This is a genomic window from Mesorhizobium sp. CAU 1741 (genome assembly GCF_039839275.1).
GTDB lineage: Bacteria > Pseudomonadota > Alphaproteobacteria > Rhizobiales > Rhizobiaceae > Aerobium.
This window is the reverse complement of record NZ_JBDOQP010000008.1, coordinates 23,520-39,916: the sequence shown is the minus strand read 5'-3', so window position 1 is coordinate 39,916 and position 16,397 is coordinate 23,520. Positions and strand designations below refer to the sequence as shown.

Here is a 16,397-nt window from a genome sequence, read left to right as displayed (position 1 = left end):
AGGAATTTCAACTCGTGATGTTATCCCTCACATAGCGCAATTCAGCCGCGTGCGCGCCTGTTGCTTGGCCTTGGCCCAATCGATGGACGATCGTCAGCCGCAGTTCGAAGTCACCATCAAGCGACCTGTCTTGCCAGCGCGCACTGGGCCCAGAGGCTGGAGAGCGCGGCGACGAGGCGGTCGATGTCGTGGTCGGTGTGCAGCGGTGTGGGCGTGATGCGCAGCCGTTCGGTCTTCGTCGGCACGGTCGGATAATTGATCGGCTGCACGTAGATGCCGTGGCCGTCGAGCAGCAGGTCGGAAATCCACTTGCACTTGGCGGCGTCGCCGACCATCACCGGCACTATGTGGCTGTCGTTGGGAATGGTCGGGATGCCCGCCGCGTCGAGCCGTGCGCGCACCTTCCTGACCGCGGCCCGCTGGCTCATGCGCTCGATATCGCTGGTCTTGAGATGGCGAATCGAGGCCAGTGCGCCGGCCGCCACATGCGGCGGCAGGGCGGTCGTGAAGATGAAGCCGGAGGCGAACGAGCGGATGAAATCGACCAGATTGGCCGAGGCGGCGATGTAGCCGCCGACGACGCCGAAGGCCTTGCCCAGCGTGCCCTCGATGACGTCGATGCGGTGCATCAGCCCTTCGCGCTCGGCGATGCCGCCGCCGCGCGGGCCGTACATGCCAACCGCATGGACCTCGTCGAGATAGGTCAGTGCACCATGCTTCTCGGCCACCGCGACGATCTCGGCCATGGGCGCGATGTCGCCATCCATCGAATAGACACTCTCGAAGGCAACGATCTTGGGCCGGTCAGGTCCGTATTTCGAAAGGATACGGTCGAGGTCTTTCCAGTCGTTATGTCTGAAGATGCGCTTTTCGGCCTTCGAGTGCCGGATGCCTTCAATCATCGAGGCGTGGTTGCCGGCATCCGAGACGATGACGCAACCTGGCAGCGCGGCGCCCAAAGTCGACAGGCTGGCCCAGTTCGAGACGTAGCCAGAGGTGAAGAGAAGGGCCGCTTCCTTGCCGTGCAGGTTGGCCAGTTCGCGCTCCAGCAGTACATGGTAATGATTGGTGCCGGAGATGTTGCGGGTGCCGCCGGCGCCGGCGCCGCAGGTGTCCAGCGCCTCGTGCATCGCGGCGATCACGTCCTGATTCTGGCCCATGCCGAGATAGTCGTTGGAGCACCACACGGTGACTTCACCTACGGGCGCAGGCCCGCCTGCGCCGTCGTAACGCGCCGCATTGGGAAATCCGCCCGCCCGGCGTTCCAGCTCTGCAAATACCCGATAGCGGCCTTCATGGCGCAGGCCGTCCAACTTCGTGGCGAAAAAGGCTTCGAAGTTCATGCAAGAATTCCCGATTACCGGCCGCAGTGTCGTGTCTCGGCCGGCGCGCGTCAAGTTCCGCCAGCCTCAGGTCACCTCGAACATCGTGATGCGCACGCGTGATGCTTCGCGCGCGCCGGTGCCGACGCAGATCAGCGTGTTGAGCCAGGCATAGCGCGCGTCGCCTGTTTCGAAGCGCGGATGGGTGCGCATGTAATACAGCGACGGGTCAACCGATTCGCCTCGGCCCAGCGCCGCAAGGACCTCCTGCGGACCGGTGCGGTAGCCGAAATTGCGGATGTCGATCAGCGCTCCATCGTGGGTTTCCATGGAATAGCGCGTGTCGAGTTCGCCCGCCCCGTCAGCGAATATCGTCTGCCAGTCCGCGCCGAGGTCAAGGATGCGGCCTTTGATGCGCTCGCCTTCGACACTGCCGCCGATGATCGGAATGATGCGGCGGCGTCCGCCGCGCCCCTGGCCGAGTTCCATCGGCGGGCCGAGTTCGGCGACAACGTCGCAGAGATGGCGAAGCTCCGGTTTTTCCAGCATGATCGTTCCTCCCGCGGGCGATAGTGCCTTGGCACGAGATTGTTTTCAACTATAACAATCTCAATCGAACCATGACCAGCTCGGCGGATTGCAGGGAGGAAGCCCATGAAGCTCGACGAACTCATCGCCATCGACATCCACACCCATGCGGAAGAGCCGTGCTGCGGCCCGCGCGACGATGGCTACGACGAATTCCAGGCCGGAATGGCGAAATATTTCAAGAATCCGGCCGGACACAAGGGCATGCTTCCGACCGTGCCGGAGACGGCCGCATACTATCGCGAGCGCAAGATCGGCTGCGTGATCTTTCCGGTCGACGCGGAGCGCGAGACCGGTTTCCGCCGCTACGCCAACGAGGAAGTGGCGCAGATCGCGGCCGAAAACAGCGATGTCATGATCCCGTTCGCGTCCATCGATCCGGCGAAGGGCAAGGCCGGTGCCCGCGAGGCACGGCGGCTGGTGCGCGAATTCGGGGTCAAGGGCTTCAAGTTTCACCCGACGATGCAGGGCTTCTATCCCAACGACCGCGCGGCCTATGTTCTTTACGAGGCGATTGCCGAGGAAGGCGCCATCACCCTGTTCCACACCGGCCAGACCGGCGTCGGCGCCGGCATGCCGGGCGGCATGGGCATGCGGCTGAAATTCTCCAATCCGATGTATCTCGATGATGTCGCGGCTGATTTTCCCGACATGCCGATCATCCTGGCGCATCCGTCCTTCCCCTGGCAGGAAGAGGCTCTCTCGGTGGCCACCCACAAGCCGAACGTCTATATCGACCTCAGCGGCTGGTCGCCGAAATATTTCCCGCCGATCCTTGTGCAGTACACCAACTCGATCCTGAAGAAGAAGATGCTGTTCGGCTCCGACTGGCCGGCGATCACGCCGGATCGCTGGTTGGCCGATTTCGAGAAGCTCGACATCAAGGACGAGGTTCGCCCGCTGGTGCTCAAGGAGAACGCCGCGAAGCTGCTCAAACTCGTCTAGGACAGTCGGGGGAAAAGCTGATGCCGCGCTTTTCGATCAACGCCAGCATGATGCTGACCGAATACGCGTTCCTCGATCGCTTCCACGCGGCCGCCGATCTCGGCTTCGCTGGTGTCGACATCCAGTTTCCCTACGAGCATCCTGCCGATCTCGTGGCGGCGCGTGCCGCTTCCGCGGGTGTCGACGTGGTGCTGATCAACGTGCCGGCGGGCAACCTGATGACCGGAGGCGACGGACTTGCCTGCGTGCCTGGCCGGGAGCGGGCTTTCGAGGAGGGCCTGATCCTCGCCCGGCACTATGCCCGGGCGCTTGGATGCAAGCGTGTCAATGTGCTCTCGGGCCGCGTGCCGGAGGGCGTCAGCGAGGCTCAGGCGACCCCGACGCTGGTCGGCAACCTCCAGCGCGCGGCTGATATCTTCGCCGAGGACGGTGTCACGGTGATGGTGGAACCATGCAACACGCGTGACGTCCCGCGCTACCTCGTCCGCCGCACCGCACAGGCGATCGCCATTCTTGATGAGGCAGGGCGCGACAACCTCGCCGTCCAGTTCGATTTCTATCATCGGCAAATCATGGAAGGCGACCTGATCGAGGGCTTCCGTGCGGCCCTGCCGCGCATCGCCCATGTCCAGTTCGCCGATACGCCGGGGCGGCACGAGCCCGGTACCGGCGAGATCGCATTCGAGCGCGTCTTCGCCGCGATTGACGCATCCGGCTATGACGGCTGGGCCGGTGCCGAATATCGTCCATCGAGCGGGACGAAGGATTCGCTTGGCTGGATGCGGTGATGCCAGCGGCAAATCACCATACGATCGCCCTGTCGCGGGTCCTCAGCTCGCCTTGACTCGCGTTGGCGGCTCCTGTATCGGGAGCGCAAATCCGGCGTGGGGTCTCTCCGCGCCGGTCGTTCTTTGCGCGGACAGCGAGGATTTCGCGGCAGCGCAGGAGAACGCAGACACCAAACCGACTGAATAAAAAGACGGCCGGACCGCCGAAAGGCGTTCGCTAGAGGCCGGAACGAACAGCGAAAGGCAAGAAAATGTTCGCAGTCATAAAGACCGGTGGCAAGCAGTATCGCGTTGCCGCCGATGACGTCCTGAAGATTGAAAAAATTGTCGGCGAAGTCGGCGACATCGTCACGCTCGGCACCGTGCTCGCTTATGGCGAGGGTGAAAACGTCACGCTCGGCGCCCCCTTCATCGATGGCGCTTCGGTTGCCGCCGAAGTCGTTCAGCAGGGCAAAGCCAAGACGGTCATCGCGTTCAAGAAGCGCCGCCGCCAGAATTCGCGCCGCAAGCAGGGTCATCGCCAATTGCTCACCACGGTGCGCATCTCCGAGATCCTGACCGACGGCGCAAAGCCTTCCAAGAAGGCCGCCGCCAAGAAGGAAGCGCCGAAGGCAGAGGCCAAGTCGGCCGAGGCCGAGACGGCTGCAGCGCCGCTGTTCAAGGCGCCGAAGGGCAAGGGTGACGACCTGACCGAGATCAAGGGCATCGGCCCTGTGGCGGCTGGCCAGCTTAATGAGCAGGGCATCACCACCTTCAAGCAGATCGCCGCGCTGACCGACGAGGACATCGCCAAGATCGACGAAGCGATGCCGTTCAGCGCCGACCAGATCGGCGACTGGCGCGATCAGGCCAAGGAACTGGCGAAGTAATATCGCCGAGGTTGAATTTTCCCGCGAATGCGGGCATTGAGATATTGAGGCGCTCGCTGGAGCGCAAAGGAGCACTACGATGGCACACAAGAAAGCTGGCGGTTCTTCGCGTAACGGTCGCGATTCCGAGTCCAAGCGCCTTGGCGTCAAGAAGTTCGGCGGCGAAGCCGTGATTCCGGGCAACATCATTATTCGTCAACGCGGGACCAAGTGGCACCCGGGCGTGAACGTCGGCATGGGCAAGGACCATACGATTTTTGCGGTCGAGACTGGCGCCGTGTCCTTTGCACGCAAAGCCAATGGCCGAACCTACGTATCGGTAAACCCGATCAAGGAAGCAGCGGAATAAGCCGGATCCGCACCACGACACCGGCGCCCCATCTCGGGAACCGGTGTCCGGACAGTCCGGAAAAGGATCAAGGGGAGATGGGTCGCCATCTCCCCTTTTTCTTTGCCTTGGAGGGCTGAACGATGATTGCCGAGAAGGAAGACGTCGAGGACGAATGTCCCAGAATTGACTGCCCCGTCCTCGTCACCGAGAGATTGGTGCTGCGGCCGCCGCACCTCGACGATGTCGCGGAGTTGGCGGAACTCGCCAACAGCAGGCGCATCGCCGAGATGCTCGGCCGCATGCCGCACCCCTATGGCACGAAAGAAGCAATGAGCTTCATCGCAAATGCCGGGAAGGAGGATCGCGGCGGCTGCAACTATGCCGTGTCGCTCGCCGGCAATGGAGCCTTCATTGGATGCGCGGGCCTTCATGGCGGGCCCGACGGCATGGAACTCGGATACTGGATCGGCGAACCCTATTGGGGCCGCGGCTACGCGACGGAGGCTGCGCATGTGCTGGTCGATCTCGCCTTTCGCGCCAGCACGATCGATCGTCTTCACGTGTCGTGCAGGGTGATCAACTCGGCCTCGCGCCGGGTGATCCACAAATGCGGTTTCCAGTATTCCGGGCAGGGCATGCTGGAGTCTATCGCGGCCGGTCGCGTACCGGTCGAGCGCTATTCGCTGGACCGCAGTACCTGGGTGAGCCTGAGAAGCTGGGGACAGGTCTGAAACAATCCGCCGGCCGGTGAAAATGCCGGCGGAACAGCGATCCGGCGCAGTCGCGCCGGACGCACCCGTCACATCGCGATAACCGGCCGAAGCGGAACGGTTTTCCTTCTGTCGCCGCGTCAATTCATGCTATTTTCGCGGCTCGGTACAGTGTGAGGGTAAAGTGGCAGTCAAATCAGCCAAGGTGTGGGCAAGCAGTGCCACGGCGGCATCCTGCACCGTCAGCAACGATCGCGATCAGTCCATCGAGGCGGTGTTTTCCCCGCGGGCCGAAGGCTTCACGCCGCTCGAAATCCAGGCGGCCGCTCTTGCCGCCTGCATCGCCGCGAGCGTGCGCATCGCCGCGCGTGCGGCCGATATCGGCGCGCTCGGCCAGATCGACGTCGAGGTCGAGGCGATCAAGGCCGAGGACGAGCCTAGCCGCCTGGGGCGGTTCGAAATCGTCGTGCATTTCTCCGATCCGCTCGACGAGGCCGTCCAGCAGCGGCTGATCGAGGCTGCCGAAGACATCTGCACCATCAGCAATACCTTGCGCGCCGGCGACACGCTCGTCGTCGGACGCGCGGCATAGACAACAGCGATTTCAGGAGACCCATATGCGTCGACTCGCCCTATCCCTCGCGCTGGCTTTTGCCGCCATGCCCGCCCATGCGTTCACGGTCGAGGACTGGCTGGCGCACAAGGTACCCGCAGCCGAGCCGGAAGTTGCCTATGACGGCGACCCGGTGACGCTGAAGTTTTCTTCGCCCAATCCCGCCGCCTCGCTGGTGCCGGAGGTCTGGACCAAGGGGTTCAACTGGCTGAAGGAAGCGACCGATGGCAAGCTCGTCATCGAGGAATATCATGGCGGCACACTTCATGCGGCAGCCGACGGCTGGCGCGCGGTGCGCAACCGGGTCAGCGACTATGCGGCCTGCTACACGTCGTATGAAGGCAGTGGCTTCCCGCTTCACAAGGCGATCGAGCTACCCTTCGTGACGCCTGCAAACCCCGTTGCCGCCACGCGCATCATCCAGGAGCTGGCGCCGAAATATTTCGTTCCCGAGTGGGAAGGCCGCGGCGTGCTCTACGGCTATACGGCAATCGCCGGGGTGTCGGACATCATGAGCAACAAGCCGATCCGTACGCCCGAAGACATTCGCGGCCTGCGCGTAATTGCCCAGGGGTTCCCGCCCGAGGCTGCGGAGGCGCTGGGCATCACGACGCTGAACATTCCGTTTCCGGAGATCTACACCGCCTTCCAGCAGGGAATCGCCGATGCGGTGATCTGGGTCGACCCCGGTTTCGTGCCGTTCAAGATCTACGAACTGGCGAAGTTCCATACCAGCCTCGGCCTTACCGCGCAGCACATCGACACATGCATCAACCGTGAGGCCTATGAGGGTCTTCCGGACGCGCTGAAGCCGACTTTCGGAGCTTTCCAGCAGAATATCGGCCATGCCGTCAGCCAGCGGCTCGGTGTCGAATTCCGCGAGCAGGCGCTCCAAACCTATGCGGACAATGGCGTCGAGCTGATCGAACTCAACGATGAGGAAAAGCAAAGCTGGCGTACCGCGCTCGAACCCGTGCTTGAAGACTGGATCGAGGCGCGCGAAGCTGAAGGTCTGCCCGCGCGCGAACTGATCGACGACATCCGCCGTCTCGAAGCCGAGTATGGTGACATGGGTGCCGAGGAAATCTTCGAACTAACGGTCAACGAGCCGGTAGAGGGCCTGCTTCCAGCAGCGCAATGATGCAGCGCGTCATCGACTTCCTCGAAGGCTGGATCGCCTATCTCATCCTGCCGGGGCTCGCCGTGCTGGTAGCGGCCGATGTGGTCCTGCGCTACGTGCTCAACCTGCCCTTGCGGTGGGGCAATGACGTTAAGGAACTGCTCCTGCTGCTGGTTGTCGTCGGTGCGCTGCCGGGCGTCGGCCTTGCCGATCAGCACATCAGGGTCGGGCTGTTCGACAGGTTCTTCCGCAACCGCGCAGGGCAGATCTGGGTGGCGCTGCGCCATGTGCTGACCGGGCTTGTCGCGCTCGCCATCGGCTATGCGGTGCTCCTGATGGCGTTGGACATGTTCCGGTACGGCGACCGCGCCGAGATGATCGCGATCAGCTTCTGGCCTTTCGCCGGCTTTGTGGCGCTCACTGCCGGCCTTTCGGCGCTGGCGGAATTCGTCCGCGCGTCGCGCGCGGTGCGTGGAGACGACTGATGGATCCGCTCACGCTCGGCATCGTGGTGATGAGCGGCATGCTGGTCGTCGTGCTGCTGGGCCTGCCCGTCGGCTATGCACTGCTCGGCGCCGGCACGGTCGGCTACGCGGTGCTTTCGGGGCCATCCCAGGCGCTGACACAGGTAGGGCTGGCGCTGTGGGACAACGGTACCAATTTCCTGTTCATCGCCGTGCCGCTGTTCATCCTGATGGGGCAGCTCATCTTCCATGCCGGGCTGGCGGAAGACATCTTCGCGCTTGCGCAGCGTGCTCTGCGACGTCTGCCGGGCGGCCTCGGCGTCTCCACGGTGCTGGCCTCTGCCGGCTTCGGCGCGGTCACGGGCTCCAGCGTGGCGGCGGTGGCGACGATGGGCAACATCGCCGTGCCCCAGATGATCAAGCGCGGCTACAGCGACAAGCTCGCGGCGGCGACGGTGGCGAGCGCCGCAACGCTCGCCATCATCATTCCGCCGAGCGTTCCCCTCGTCATCTACGGCGTGTGGAGCGAGACCTCGATCGGGGCGCTGTTCATCGCCGGCATCGTCCCCGGCCTCATCCTGATGCTGGCATTCGTCGCGACCGTGATGGTGCAGCGGCGCCAATATGCGTCGGCCGCCAGCCTGCCGCTGGGTGAATCGGAACGGCCACTGTCGTCGCACGCGGTCGGGCTGGTTTCGGTCATCGTCATCTTCGTCGTCGTCATCGGTGGCATCTATGCGGGAATGTTCACACCGACCGAGGCGTCGGGCATCGGCGTGGCGAGCGTGGTGTTGATCGCGCTTGCAAGCCGGCGGCTGAGCCTCGTGGCCCTGCGCGCCGCTCTCAAGGAGACGATCCGTACGTCAGCCGCGATCTTCCTGATCCTGACCGGCGGGATCATCCTGTCGCGTTTCCTGGTGCAGACGCGGCTGACCGACGCGGTCGTCGGGCTGGTGTCAGGGCTCGATGCATCGCCGCAGGTTGTCCTGCTGGCGCTCGCGCTGGTCTACCTGCTGCTTGGCGCGATCATGGACACGTTCGGCATGCTCATCCTGACGCTGCCGCTGGTTCTGCCGATCACCGTTGCGCTGGGCTACGACCCGATCTGGACCGGTATCTACCTGACGATCCTGATGGAAATCGCCATGCTGACACCACCGATCGGGCTCAACGTCTTCGTGCTGGAGCGGGCGACCGGCGTGCCGGCCAGCCGGATATTCGCCGGCGTCTGGCCATTCGTGCTCGCTTCGCTGGCGGTCGTGGTGCTGCTGATCTACGTGCCGCAGATCGCGACCTGGCTGCCGGAGACGATGCGCTGAGTGAGGCTCAGCCGAACTCGATCCATACCGGCTTGTGATCGGAGCCGATGGCCCCGGCGTCGACGCGCACTGACTTGACCCGCGACGCAAGCAGTGGATGGACGAAGCAGTAGTCCAGCCGCTTGTGCATCGAAGCGTCTGATGGATCCTCGAGATTGACACAGGTCGGCTGCGTGTCGCCCACCGGCAGCGCGCCTGCATCGACAGCGCGGGTGGCGACGACGGGCGTACCGAATTCATGGTCCGGCATGCCCACGACGGCGTGATATTCGGCTGATCCCGGCAGCATGTTGAAATCGCCCATCACGACATAGGTTTCCGGCACTGGCGGCTCGGGAAAGCCCATTTCCGAGATGCCGGTGATGCCGCCGCCTTCCAGCGGATAGGCAAGCAGGCGCTCCATCAGGAAATCGATCTGGCGCAGGCGTTCGTCGGTGCCGCGGTGGTCGAGATGCAGCGAATAGAAGCGGGTGGGGCCGAAAGGGGTGTCGATCAGCGCTTCAAGCGCGCCGCGCTGGAGATTGACCTTGTCGTAGCTGCGGGTACGCGGCAACAGCAAGTTGCGCGACAGCAGGATCGGAGTCTTCGACAAGATCATGTTGCCGAACTGCAGCCGGACATCGACGGCGGTGCCATCCTTGACGTGCGATCCTATATCCGCCTCGAAATTGGGCCCGTAGGCGGCAAAATAGTCGGGCAGCATCGCCCTGATGTCCGCTACGAGATCGCGCCCGCCATTCATCGGGCTGTTGCGGGTGACCTCCTGCAGCGCGATGATGTCGGCTCCCCGAACGGCGTCAACGACACGCCCGAGATCGTACCGGGCATCGATGCCGAAGCCGAACTGAATGTTGTAGCTGACGCATTTCATGCCGTTTCGTCTCCGTCAGGCCGTTTTCACAGGTGATTCCGCCGCCCGCATGCGTTAGAGCAGGCGCTCCACAACCAGAACAAGCCACAGGCTGTCAATCCGATGAAATTTCTCGATCAGGCGAAGGTCTATATCCGGTCCGGCGACGGCGGGGCAGGCTCTGTTTCGTTCCGGCGCGAAAAGTTCATCGAATTCGGCGGGCCGGACGGTGGTGATGGTGGTCGCGGCGGCGACGTGTGGGCTGAAGCGGTCGACGGCCTCAACACACTGATCGATTATCGCTACCAGCAGCATTTCAAGGCGCAAACCGGCATTCACGGCATGGGGCGCAACCGCACCGGCGCCAAGGGCTCGGACGTGACGCTGAAGGTTCCGGCCGGCACGCAGATATTCGAGGAAGACAATGAGACCCTGATCTGCGACCTGACGGAGGTCGGCCAGCGCTTCCTGATCGCGAAGGGCGGCAATGGCGGCTTCGGCAACCAGCACTTCAAGACTTCCACAAACCAGGCGCCACGTCGGGCCAATCCCGGTCTTCCTGGCGAGGAGCGGACGATCTGGCTGCGGCTGAAGCTGATCGCCGACGCAGGCCTCGTCGGCCTGCCCAATGCGGGCAAGTCAACCTTCCTCGCCACGGTGACGGCGGCGAAGCCGAAGATCGCGGACTATCCATTCACCACGCTCCATCCCGGCCTCGGCGTGGCGCGTGTCGATGCGCGCGAATTCGTCATCGCCGACATTCCCGGCCTCATCGAGGGCGCGCATGAAGGCATCGGCATCGGCGACCGCTTCCTCGGCCATGTCGAGCGCACACGTGTCCTTTTGCACCTCGTGTCCGCGCAGGAAGAGCATCCCGGCAAGGCCTACAAGACCGTTCGTGGCGAACTCGAAGCCTACGGCCATGGCTTGGACGAGAAGCCCGAGATCGTCGCGTTGAGCCAGGTTGACACGCTGGACCCGGACGCCCGCAAGAAGAAGGTGGCGGCGCTCAAGCGCGCCTGCGGCCGGGCGCCGATCCTGCTCTCGGCCGTCACCCGCGAAGGCGTCGAGGAAACGCTGCGAGCGCTCATGTCGATCGTGCAGGAGGCTCGGGCGGAAGAAGCGCCGGTCGAGGATGACGAGCGCTGGACGAAGTAGGGCGCAGGGATAAGTTGATGCTCTACGTTGCCCCCCTCTGTCCCGCCGGACATCTCCCCCACGAGGGGGGAGATCAGATTTCAAAGCCCGTGTCGCCTGTCCTCCAACGAACATGTTTGGCGGATACCGGTGTGACAGCCAATCTCCCTCCATGTGGGGGAGATGTCCGGCAGGACAGAGGGGGGCGCGACGGGATGCGACGCTTCCGGTCCCGCCAATGAACAAACTCTCTTCTTTCCGTCGCATCACGGTGAAGATTGGCTCGGCATTGCTTGTCGACCGCAAGAGCGGACTCAAGCGCGACTGGCTGGCCTCGCTGGTCGATGACGTCGCCGTGCTGACCGTGCAGGGCACCGAGGTGCTGGTGGTTTCCTCCGGCGCCATCGCGTTGGGGCGAACGATGCTGGGCCTCAAGTCGCGCGCGTTGCGACTGGAAGAGAGCCAAGCGGCAGCGGCCGTCGGGCAGATCGCGCTGGCGGGCGCATGGGCGGACGCGCTGGCACGGCATGGGCTCAAGTCCGGCCAGGTGCTGGTGACGCTCGGCGACACCGAGGAGCGGCGGCGCTATCTCAACGTGCGCGCTACGGTGGGGACGCTGCTGAAGATGCAGGCGGTGCCGGTCATCAACGAGAACGACACCGTCGCCACCTCGGAAATCCGCTATGGCGACAATGATCGGCTAGCGGCCCGCGTCGCGACGATGATGGGCGCGGATCTGCTGGTGCTGCTCTCCGACATTGACGGCCTCTACACCGCGCCGCCGGCGATCGACCCGAACGCCGAGTTCATCCCCTTCGTAGAGCGCATTACCCCGGCGATCGAGGCGATGGCCGGCGCTGCCGCCTCCGAACTTTCACGTGGCGGCATGCGCACCAAGCTCGATGCGGGCAAGATCGCGACGGTTGCGGGAACCGCGATGGTGATCACCTCCGGAACGCGCCCCAATCCGCTGTCGGCTATCGACAAAGGCGAGAGGGCGACATGGTTCGCAGCAAGCGCGAACCCGGTGCGCGGCTACAAGACCTGGATCGCCGGCAATCTCGAGCCCGCTGGCCGCGTGACCGTCGATGCCGGCGCGGTGAGGGCGCTGTTGTCGGGCAAGTCCCTGCTTCCGGCCGGTGTGACGCTGGTGTCGGGGAATTTCTCGCGCGGCGACACGGTGGCGGTGCTCGATCCGTCGGGCCGCGAGATTGCGCGTGGTCTCGCAGCTTACGACGCGGCCGACGCCGTCAGGATCGCGGGTCTCAAGACGGCGGAGATCGAGGCAGTGCTGGGCCACGAGGCACGCTCGGCCATGGTGCATCGCGACGACATGGTGATGTCGGCGCATGCCGAGACCGCCTCACCCTAACGGCGTTCGCGACCAGTCATGCTCGAAACAGCGCTGTTGCATCGTCGCGACCGCGGAATCGTCGATCATTCCGAGGTCCTTGTACAGGAGCGCACCTGTTGACGGCAGACGCGACTTCTTCTCCACTACGATGACCGGCAGGAGCGGCAAACCGTGTTCGTGGCATCGGAGCGCTATGCCGCCAAGCACATCGCCCCAGCCCCGGGCAGATCGCCCAAACGCATCGCCGAGTTCGCCATAGCTGATCAGGCATTTGCGCGTCGCCGTTTCCGCAAGATAGCGTGCGACGTCATGATCGTACTTGTTGCGCATCAAGCGCAGCTTCTCGTTCGAAAGATAAGGCATCGTTCTCTCCCCCCGAAGAAATGCCGACATTGAAGCAATGGCCATGCAGGTGTAAAGCTCCGCGGCATCTGGAAGGAGAACGGGCATGCTCGAGAAGGCCGGAGAGTCCGAAGACGTCGCCAAGCTGATGGCGCAAGTCGGCCGCAACGCGCGCGCGGCGGCCCGACCATTGGCGCTGGCATCGGCCGAGCGCAAGCATGCCGCCCTCGTCGCGATGGCGCAGTTCGTGCGCGATGGCGGACAAACCATTCTGGATGCGAATGCGATCGACCTTGCCAATGCCCAAGAATCCGGGCTTTCGCCGGCGATGGTGGATCGCCTGACACTTACGCCCGATCGTATTCGAGCCATCGAGGACGGAATCCGCTCGATTGCCGAGTTGAGGGACCCAATCGGCGAGATCATCGCCGAATGGGACCGTCCCAATGGCCTGCATATCGAGCGCGTCAGGACGCCCCTCGGCGTCATCGGCGTGATCTACGAAAGCCGCCCGAACGTGACGGCGGACGCCGGCGCTCTGTGCCTCAAAGCCGGCAACGCGGTGATCCTGCGTGGCGGCTCGGACTCGATCAATTCGTCTTCCGCCATTCACGCCTGTCTCGTCCGGGGACTGAAGGCGGCCGGCCTGCCCGAAGATGCGATCCAGCTCGTGCAGACGACGGATCGCGCCGCCGTCGGCGAAATGCTCAAGGGGCTGGCCGGCAATCTCGATGTCATCGTGCCGCGCGGCGGGCGCAGCCTCGTCGAACGGGTGCAGAGCGAGGCGCGAGTGCCGGTCTTCGCGCATCTCGAAGGCTTGTGCCATCTCTATGTCGACAAGTCCGCAAAGCTCGACATGGCGGTGAAGATCGCCGTCAACGCGAAGATGCGCCGCACCGGCATCTGCGGTTCTGCCGAGACGCTGCTTGTCGACAGGGCGGTGAAGGATACACATCTGGTCCCGATCCTCGATGCTCTGGCAAAGGCGGGTTGCGAAATTCGCGGCAGCGAAGACGTGACATCCATGTTTGCCGGGGCAAAGCCGGCGATGGAGCAGGACTGGGCGACCGAATATCTCGACGCGATCATATCGGTGAAGCTGGTCGATGGCATCGGCGAGGCGATCGATCATGTCGAGCGATGGTCTTCGCATCACACGGAAGCGGTGATCGCGGAAGATGCGGCAGTGGTAGAGCGCTTCTTCAACGAGATCGATTCCGCCATCCTCCTGCACAATGCCTCGACGCAGTTCGCCGATGGCGGCGAGTTCGGCATGGGGGCGGAAATCGGCATCGCCACGGGCCGCATGCATGCGCGCGGTCCGGTCGGCGTCGAGCAGCTCACCTCGTTCAAGTACCGCGTGCGCGGCACGGGACAGGTAAGGCCGTGAAGCCCCGTGACATTTAGCGGCTGAGGTTTGGAGTTCCTTCGCGCCCCCCTCTGTCCTGCCGGACATCTCCCCCACGAGGGGGGAGATTGGCTGTCGGCATGGCCCAGGCCAAACACCACCGCTGCAGGATTGGTTCCCAGCAACGTGAAGGCTGATCTCCCCCCTCGTGGGGGAGATGTCCGGCAGGACAGAGGGGGGCGCGAAGGGGTGCAACCTGACCGGATATCGCGCAGATGACGGCATCTGGCGTCTCACCCCGCTACCTCCGAATGCCTCATGTCGAGAAGCGCATGCAGGTTGGCCTTTTCGGGGGGTCGTTCAATCCGCCGCATGCCGGGCACGCGCTTGTCGCCGAGATCGCCTTGCGGACGCTGCAGCTCGATCAGCTCTGGTGGATGGTTACACCGGGAAATCCGCTGAAGGCCGGGCGTGAGATCATGCCGCTGGCCGAGCGCATCGCTCAGTCGGATGCGATCGCGCGCGACCCGCGCATCAAGGTCACCGCCTTCGAGGCCGCGCATAACGTCCGCTACACCGCCGATACCGTGGCGCTGGTTCGCGCGCGCAATCCCGGCGTGGACTTCGTCTGGGTGATGGGTGCCGACAATCTGGCCGGATTCCACCGCTGGCAGCGCTGGCGCGAGATCGCGATGACCATGCCCATCGCGGTGATCGACAGGCCGGGATCGACGCTGTCCTTCATGTCGTCGGTGATGGCGCGGACCTTCGACTATGCGCGTATTCCCGAACGTGACGCGGCCCTCCTTGCACGGTTGCGCGCACCCGCCTGGACCTTCATCCATGGGCCGCGCTCGTCGCTGTCGTCGACCGCGATCCGCGCTGCCGGCAAGGCTTGATCCAGCCGCCGCAATCGTGCGGTCCACGCCAGCCATGTCGTTTTTGGCGCGGCGCTAAGCGGGGTCCCGGCGCAAATTGTGTCAATGCAATCTGCCGTCGCCAACACCGCTCCCGAGACCCAGCCCGCCAATCTGGTGGCGGTGGCCGGTGTCATCGCCTCGACGGCGCTGGCGGCGGTCGGAAACGGCCTGATGTTCGCCTACATTCCCGTCCGGCTTGGACTGTCGGGCTACGATCCGACCTGGGCAGGCGTGATCCTCACCGGATTGTCGGCTGGCGGCATCGCCGGGTGCCTGCTGACCGGCCGTCTCGTGCATCGTGTCGGCCATGCACGCGCGTTCATGATCTTCTCGGCATTGATCGTGCTTTCAAATGCCATCATCGGCGCGGGGATAGATCCCGTGGTGTGGATCGCGGCGCGCGCTCTCTACGGGTTCGCGATCTGCGGCATGTTCATCGTGGCGCAGAGCTGGCTCAACGACGCGGTCGCCAATGCGGTGCGCGGGCGGGTGATGGCGATCTTCTATGTCAGCTACATTGTCGGGCTGGGCATCGGCTCATGGCTGATGGGCTTTCTCGATATCGCCGGGGCCGCGATCCCGCTGATCGGCGTGGCGTTTACCGCGCTCTCCATCCTGCCGGTCGGCATGACGCGCCTGCCGCCGCCGCCGCCGCCGGAAGGTGCGTCGATCGCATTCAGGCAGGCATGGGCGATTTCGCCGGTGGGCGTCGCCGGCATGCTGGCGGTCGGCGGTCTGTCGATGATGGTCGCAGGCTTCGCTCCGATCCATGCCACGGCAAGCGGCCTGAGCCAGACCGAAGTGGCGACGCTGATGTTTGCGATGCCGTTGGGGACGCTGATCTTCCAGCTTCCATTCGGCTGGATCTCTGATCGCACCGACCGGCGCTACGTGCTCGTCGCGGCATCGGTGCTCGTGGTCGTGGCTGGTATCACCGCGGGCATAACCGATGGCGGCGCGTTGTGGATGATGATCCTGATCTACATGGTGTGGAGCGGCGCATCGGAATCGATCTACTCGCTGTCCTCGGCCCACGCCAACGACCGCGCCTCAAAGGACGACCTCGTCACCTTGTCGAGCACGATGCTCTTCGTCTGGTCTGTATCCGGGTTCGTGGTGCCTGGCCTGGGAACCATCCTGACGGCGATCTACGGCACGCAGGCCTTCATGCTGGTAGCCATCGTGATAGCTGCGCTTTTCTGTGTCTTCGTGATCCTGCGGATCCTGCGCACGCCTGCCGTTCCGGCGGAAGAAACCGGGTCGTTCGCGCCGATGACGGGCCAGGTGCCGCTTCCCGTCGAGCTTGGCTTCGGGCCGACGGATGGCGAGGCCGATGCCTCGGACATCACGAATCTGCCGAAGTCTTGAAACTGTTGC

General features: G+C 64.0%; 18 protein-coding genes. 14 read left to right on the top strand and 4 right to left on the bottom strand.

All coding sequences use genetic code 11. The features are described from left to right. Positions 1–116: 116 nt before the first annotated feature. Both hemA and AAFN84_RS24120 read right to left on the bottom strand, forming a co-directional pair. Positions 117–1,343, bottom strand: a complete 1,227-nt coding sequence (hemA, locus tag AAFN84_RS24125) for a 5-aminolevulinate synthase (protein ID WP_347517288.1) — start codon at positions 1,341–1,343, stop codon at positions 117–119. Positions 1,344–1,409: 66 nt separating this feature from the next. Then, positions 1,410–1,871 (bottom strand): DUF3237 domain-containing protein, encoded by a 462-nt coding sequence (locus AAFN84_RS24120; RefSeq protein WP_347517287.1) that lies wholly within the window; start codon positions 1,869–1,871, stop codon positions 1,410–1,412. A gap of 105 nt (positions 1,872–1,976) precedes the next feature. Here AAFN84_RS24120 and AAFN84_RS24115 point away from each other — a divergent pair, with 105 nt between their 5' ends. From AAFN84_RS24115 to AAFN84_RS24075, 9 genes are all read left to right on the top strand, one after another. Continuing rightward, complete coding sequence (locus tag AAFN84_RS24115) at positions 1,977–2,855, top strand: amidohydrolase family protein (protein WP_347517286.1); 879 nt, start codon at positions 1,977–1,979, stop codon at positions 2,853–2,855. A 20-nt stretch (positions 2,856–2,875) separates the two neighbouring features. Further along, on the top strand, positions 2,876–3,643 hold the full coding sequence (locus AAFN84_RS24110) for a TIM barrel protein (RefSeq protein WP_347517285.1): 768 nt from the start codon (positions 2,876–2,878) through the stop codon (positions 3,641–3,643). A 251-nt stretch (positions 3,644–3,894) separates the two neighbouring features. After that, positions 3,895–4,512, top strand: coding sequence for a 50S ribosomal protein L21 (locus AAFN84_RS24105; protein ID WP_347517284.1), 618 nt, complete (start codon positions 3,895–3,897; stop codon positions 4,510–4,512). Between the two features lie 79 nt (positions 4,513–4,591). Further along, positions 4,592–4,861, top strand: a complete 270-nt coding sequence (gene rpmA, locus AAFN84_RS24100) for a 50S ribosomal protein L27 (RefSeq protein WP_347517283.1) — start codon at positions 4,592–4,594, stop codon at positions 4,859–4,861. A gap of 122 nt (positions 4,862–4,983) precedes the next feature. Next, a complete protein-coding gene (locus AAFN84_RS24095; protein WP_347517282.1) occupies positions 4,984–5,574 on the top strand; it encodes a GNAT family protein in 591 nt (196 codons plus the stop codon). Positions 5,575–5,737: 163 nt separating this feature from the next. After that, positions 5,738–6,145, top strand: coding sequence for an OsmC family protein (locus tag AAFN84_RS24090; protein ID WP_347517281.1), 408 nt, complete (start codon positions 5,738–5,740; stop codon positions 6,143–6,145). Positions 6,146–6,170: 25 nt separating this feature from the next. After that, positions 6,171–7,307: a TRAP transporter substrate-binding protein DctP gene (gene dctP, locus AAFN84_RS24085; protein WP_347517280.1), complete on the top strand. Its 1,137-nt coding sequence runs from the start codon at positions 6,171–6,173 to the stop codon at positions 7,305–7,307. Further along, positions 7,307–7,771, top strand: coding sequence for a TRAP transporter small permease subunit (locus AAFN84_RS24080; RefSeq protein ID WP_347517279.1), 465 nt, complete (start codon positions 7,307–7,309; stop codon positions 7,769–7,771). Before dctP ends, AAFN84_RS24080 begins: the two co-directional genes overlap by 1 nt. Continuing rightward, the gene (locus tag AAFN84_RS24075; protein WP_347517278.1) at positions 7,771–9,069 is read left to right on the top strand and encodes a TRAP transporter large permease; all 1,299 of its coding nucleotides are present in this window, start codon (positions 7,771–7,773) and stop codon (positions 9,067–9,069) included. Before AAFN84_RS24080 ends, AAFN84_RS24075 begins: the two co-directional genes overlap by 1 nt. Positions 9,070–9,076: 7 nt before the next feature. On the opposite strand, the gene AAFN84_RS24070 is transcribed toward AAFN84_RS24075, so the two are convergent. Beyond that, positions 9,077–9,940 (bottom strand): endonuclease/exonuclease/phosphatase family protein, encoded by an 864-nt coding sequence (locus AAFN84_RS24070; RefSeq protein WP_347517277.1) that lies wholly within the window; start codon positions 9,938–9,940, stop codon positions 9,077–9,079. Positions 9,941–10,042: 102 nt separating this feature from the next. On the opposite strand from AAFN84_RS24070, the gene obgE reads away from it, so the two are divergent. Both obgE and proB read left to right on the top strand, forming a co-directional pair. Next, positions 10,043–11,077 carry a GTPase ObgE gene (gene obgE, locus AAFN84_RS24065; protein ID WP_347517276.1) on the top strand — a complete coding sequence of 345 codons (1,035 nt, stop codon included), beginning with the start codon at positions 10,043–10,045 and terminating at the stop codon, positions 11,075–11,077. Between the two features lie 217 nt (positions 11,078–11,294). After that, positions 11,295–12,428, top strand: a complete 1,134-nt coding sequence (proB, locus tag AAFN84_RS24060; RefSeq protein ID WP_347517275.1) for a glutamate 5-kinase — start codon at positions 11,295–11,297, stop codon at positions 12,426–12,428. Here the strand turns inward: proB and AAFN84_RS24055 are convergent. Then, positions 12,420–12,773: a hypothetical protein gene (locus AAFN84_RS24055; protein ID WP_347517274.1), complete on the bottom strand. Its 354-nt coding sequence runs from the start codon at positions 12,771–12,773 to the stop codon at positions 12,420–12,422. The two genes, proB and AAFN84_RS24055, sit on opposite strands and share 9 nt — an antisense overlap. A gap of 85 nt (positions 12,774–12,858) precedes the next feature. Here AAFN84_RS24055 and AAFN84_RS24050 point away from each other — a divergent pair, with 85 nt between their 5' ends. The 3 genes from AAFN84_RS24050 to AAFN84_RS24040 all read left to right on the top strand — a co-directional run bounded on the left by AAFN84_RS24050 (position 12,859) and on the right by AAFN84_RS24040 (position 16,388). Then, positions 12,859–14,142 carry a glutamate-5-semialdehyde dehydrogenase gene (locus tag AAFN84_RS24050; RefSeq protein WP_347517273.1) on the top strand — a complete coding sequence of 428 codons (1,284 nt, stop codon included), beginning with the start codon at positions 12,859–12,861 and terminating at the stop codon, positions 14,140–14,142. Positions 14,143–14,411: 269 nt separating this feature from the next. Then, complete coding sequence (locus AAFN84_RS24045; RefSeq protein WP_347517367.1) at positions 14,412–14,999, top strand: nicotinate-nucleotide adenylyltransferase; 588 nt, start codon at positions 14,412–14,414, stop codon at positions 14,997–14,999. Between the two features lie 84 nt (positions 15,000–15,083). Continuing rightward, positions 15,084–16,388 (top strand): MFS transporter, encoded by a 1,305-nt coding sequence (locus tag AAFN84_RS24040; RefSeq protein ID WP_347517272.1) that lies wholly within the window; start codon positions 15,084–15,086, stop codon positions 16,386–16,388. Positions 16,389–16,397: the final 9 nt, after the last annotated feature.

Bases quoted from the DNA above. Each gene is read 5' to 3' on its own strand.
- hemA (WP_347517288.1), bottom strand. From the start codon at position 1,343: ATGAACTTCGAAGCCTTTTTCGCCACGAAGTTGGACGGCCTGCGCCAT.
- AAFN84_RS24120 (WP_347517287.1), bottom strand. From the start codon at position 1,871: ATGCTGGAAAAACCGGAGCTTCGCCATCTCTGCGACGTTGTCGCCGAA.
- AAFN84_RS24115 (WP_347517286.1), top strand. From the start codon at position 1,977: ATGAAGCTCGACGAACTCATCGCCATCGACATCCACACCCATGCGGAA.
- AAFN84_RS24110 (WP_347517285.1), top strand. From the start codon at position 2,876: ATGCCGCGCTTTTCGATCAACGCCAGCATGATGCTGACCGAATACGCG.
- AAFN84_RS24105 (WP_347517284.1), top strand. From the start codon at position 3,895: ATGTTCGCAGTCATAAAGACCGGTGGCAAGCAGTATCGCGTTGCCGCC.
- rpmA (WP_347517283.1), top strand. From the start codon at position 4,592: ATGGCACACAAGAAAGCTGGCGGTTCTTCGCGTAACGGTCGCGATTCC.
- AAFN84_RS24095 (WP_347517282.1), top strand. From the start codon at position 4,984: ATGATTGCCGAGAAGGAAGACGTCGAGGACGAATGTCCCAGAATTGAC.
- dctP (WP_347517280.1), top strand. From the start codon at position 6,171: ATGCGTCGACTCGCCCTATCCCTCGCGCTGGCTTTTGCCGCCATGCCC.
- AAFN84_RS24080 (WP_347517279.1), top strand. From the start codon at position 7,307: ATGCAGCGCGTCATCGACTTCCTCGAAGGCTGGATCGCCTATCTCATC.
- AAFN84_RS24075 (WP_347517278.1), top strand. From the start codon at position 7,771: ATGGATCCGCTCACGCTCGGCATCGTGGTGATGAGCGGCATGCTGGTC.
- AAFN84_RS24070 (WP_347517277.1), bottom strand. From the start codon at position 9,940: ATGAAATGCGTCAGCTACAACATTCAGTTCGGCTTCGGCATCGATGCC.
- obgE (WP_347517276.1), top strand. From the start codon at position 10,043: ATGAAATTTCTCGATCAGGCGAAGGTCTATATCCGGTCCGGCGACGGC.
- proB (WP_347517275.1), top strand. From the start codon at position 11,295: ATGAACAAACTCTCTTCTTTCCGTCGCATCACGGTGAAGATTGGCTCG.
- AAFN84_RS24055 (WP_347517274.1), bottom strand. From the start codon at position 12,773: ATGCCTTATCTTTCGAACGAGAAGCTGCGCTTGATGCGCAACAAGTAC.
- AAFN84_RS24050 (WP_347517273.1), top strand. From the start codon at position 12,859: ATGCTCGAGAAGGCCGGAGAGTCCGAAGACGTCGCCAAGCTGATGGCG.
- AAFN84_RS24045 (WP_347517367.1), top strand. From the start codon at position 14,412: ATGCCTCATGTCGAGAAGCGCATGCAGGTTGGCCTTTTCGGGGGGTCG.
- AAFN84_RS24040 (WP_347517272.1), top strand. From the start codon at position 15,084: ATGCAATCTGCCGTCGCCAACACCGCTCCCGAGACCCAGCCCGCCAAT.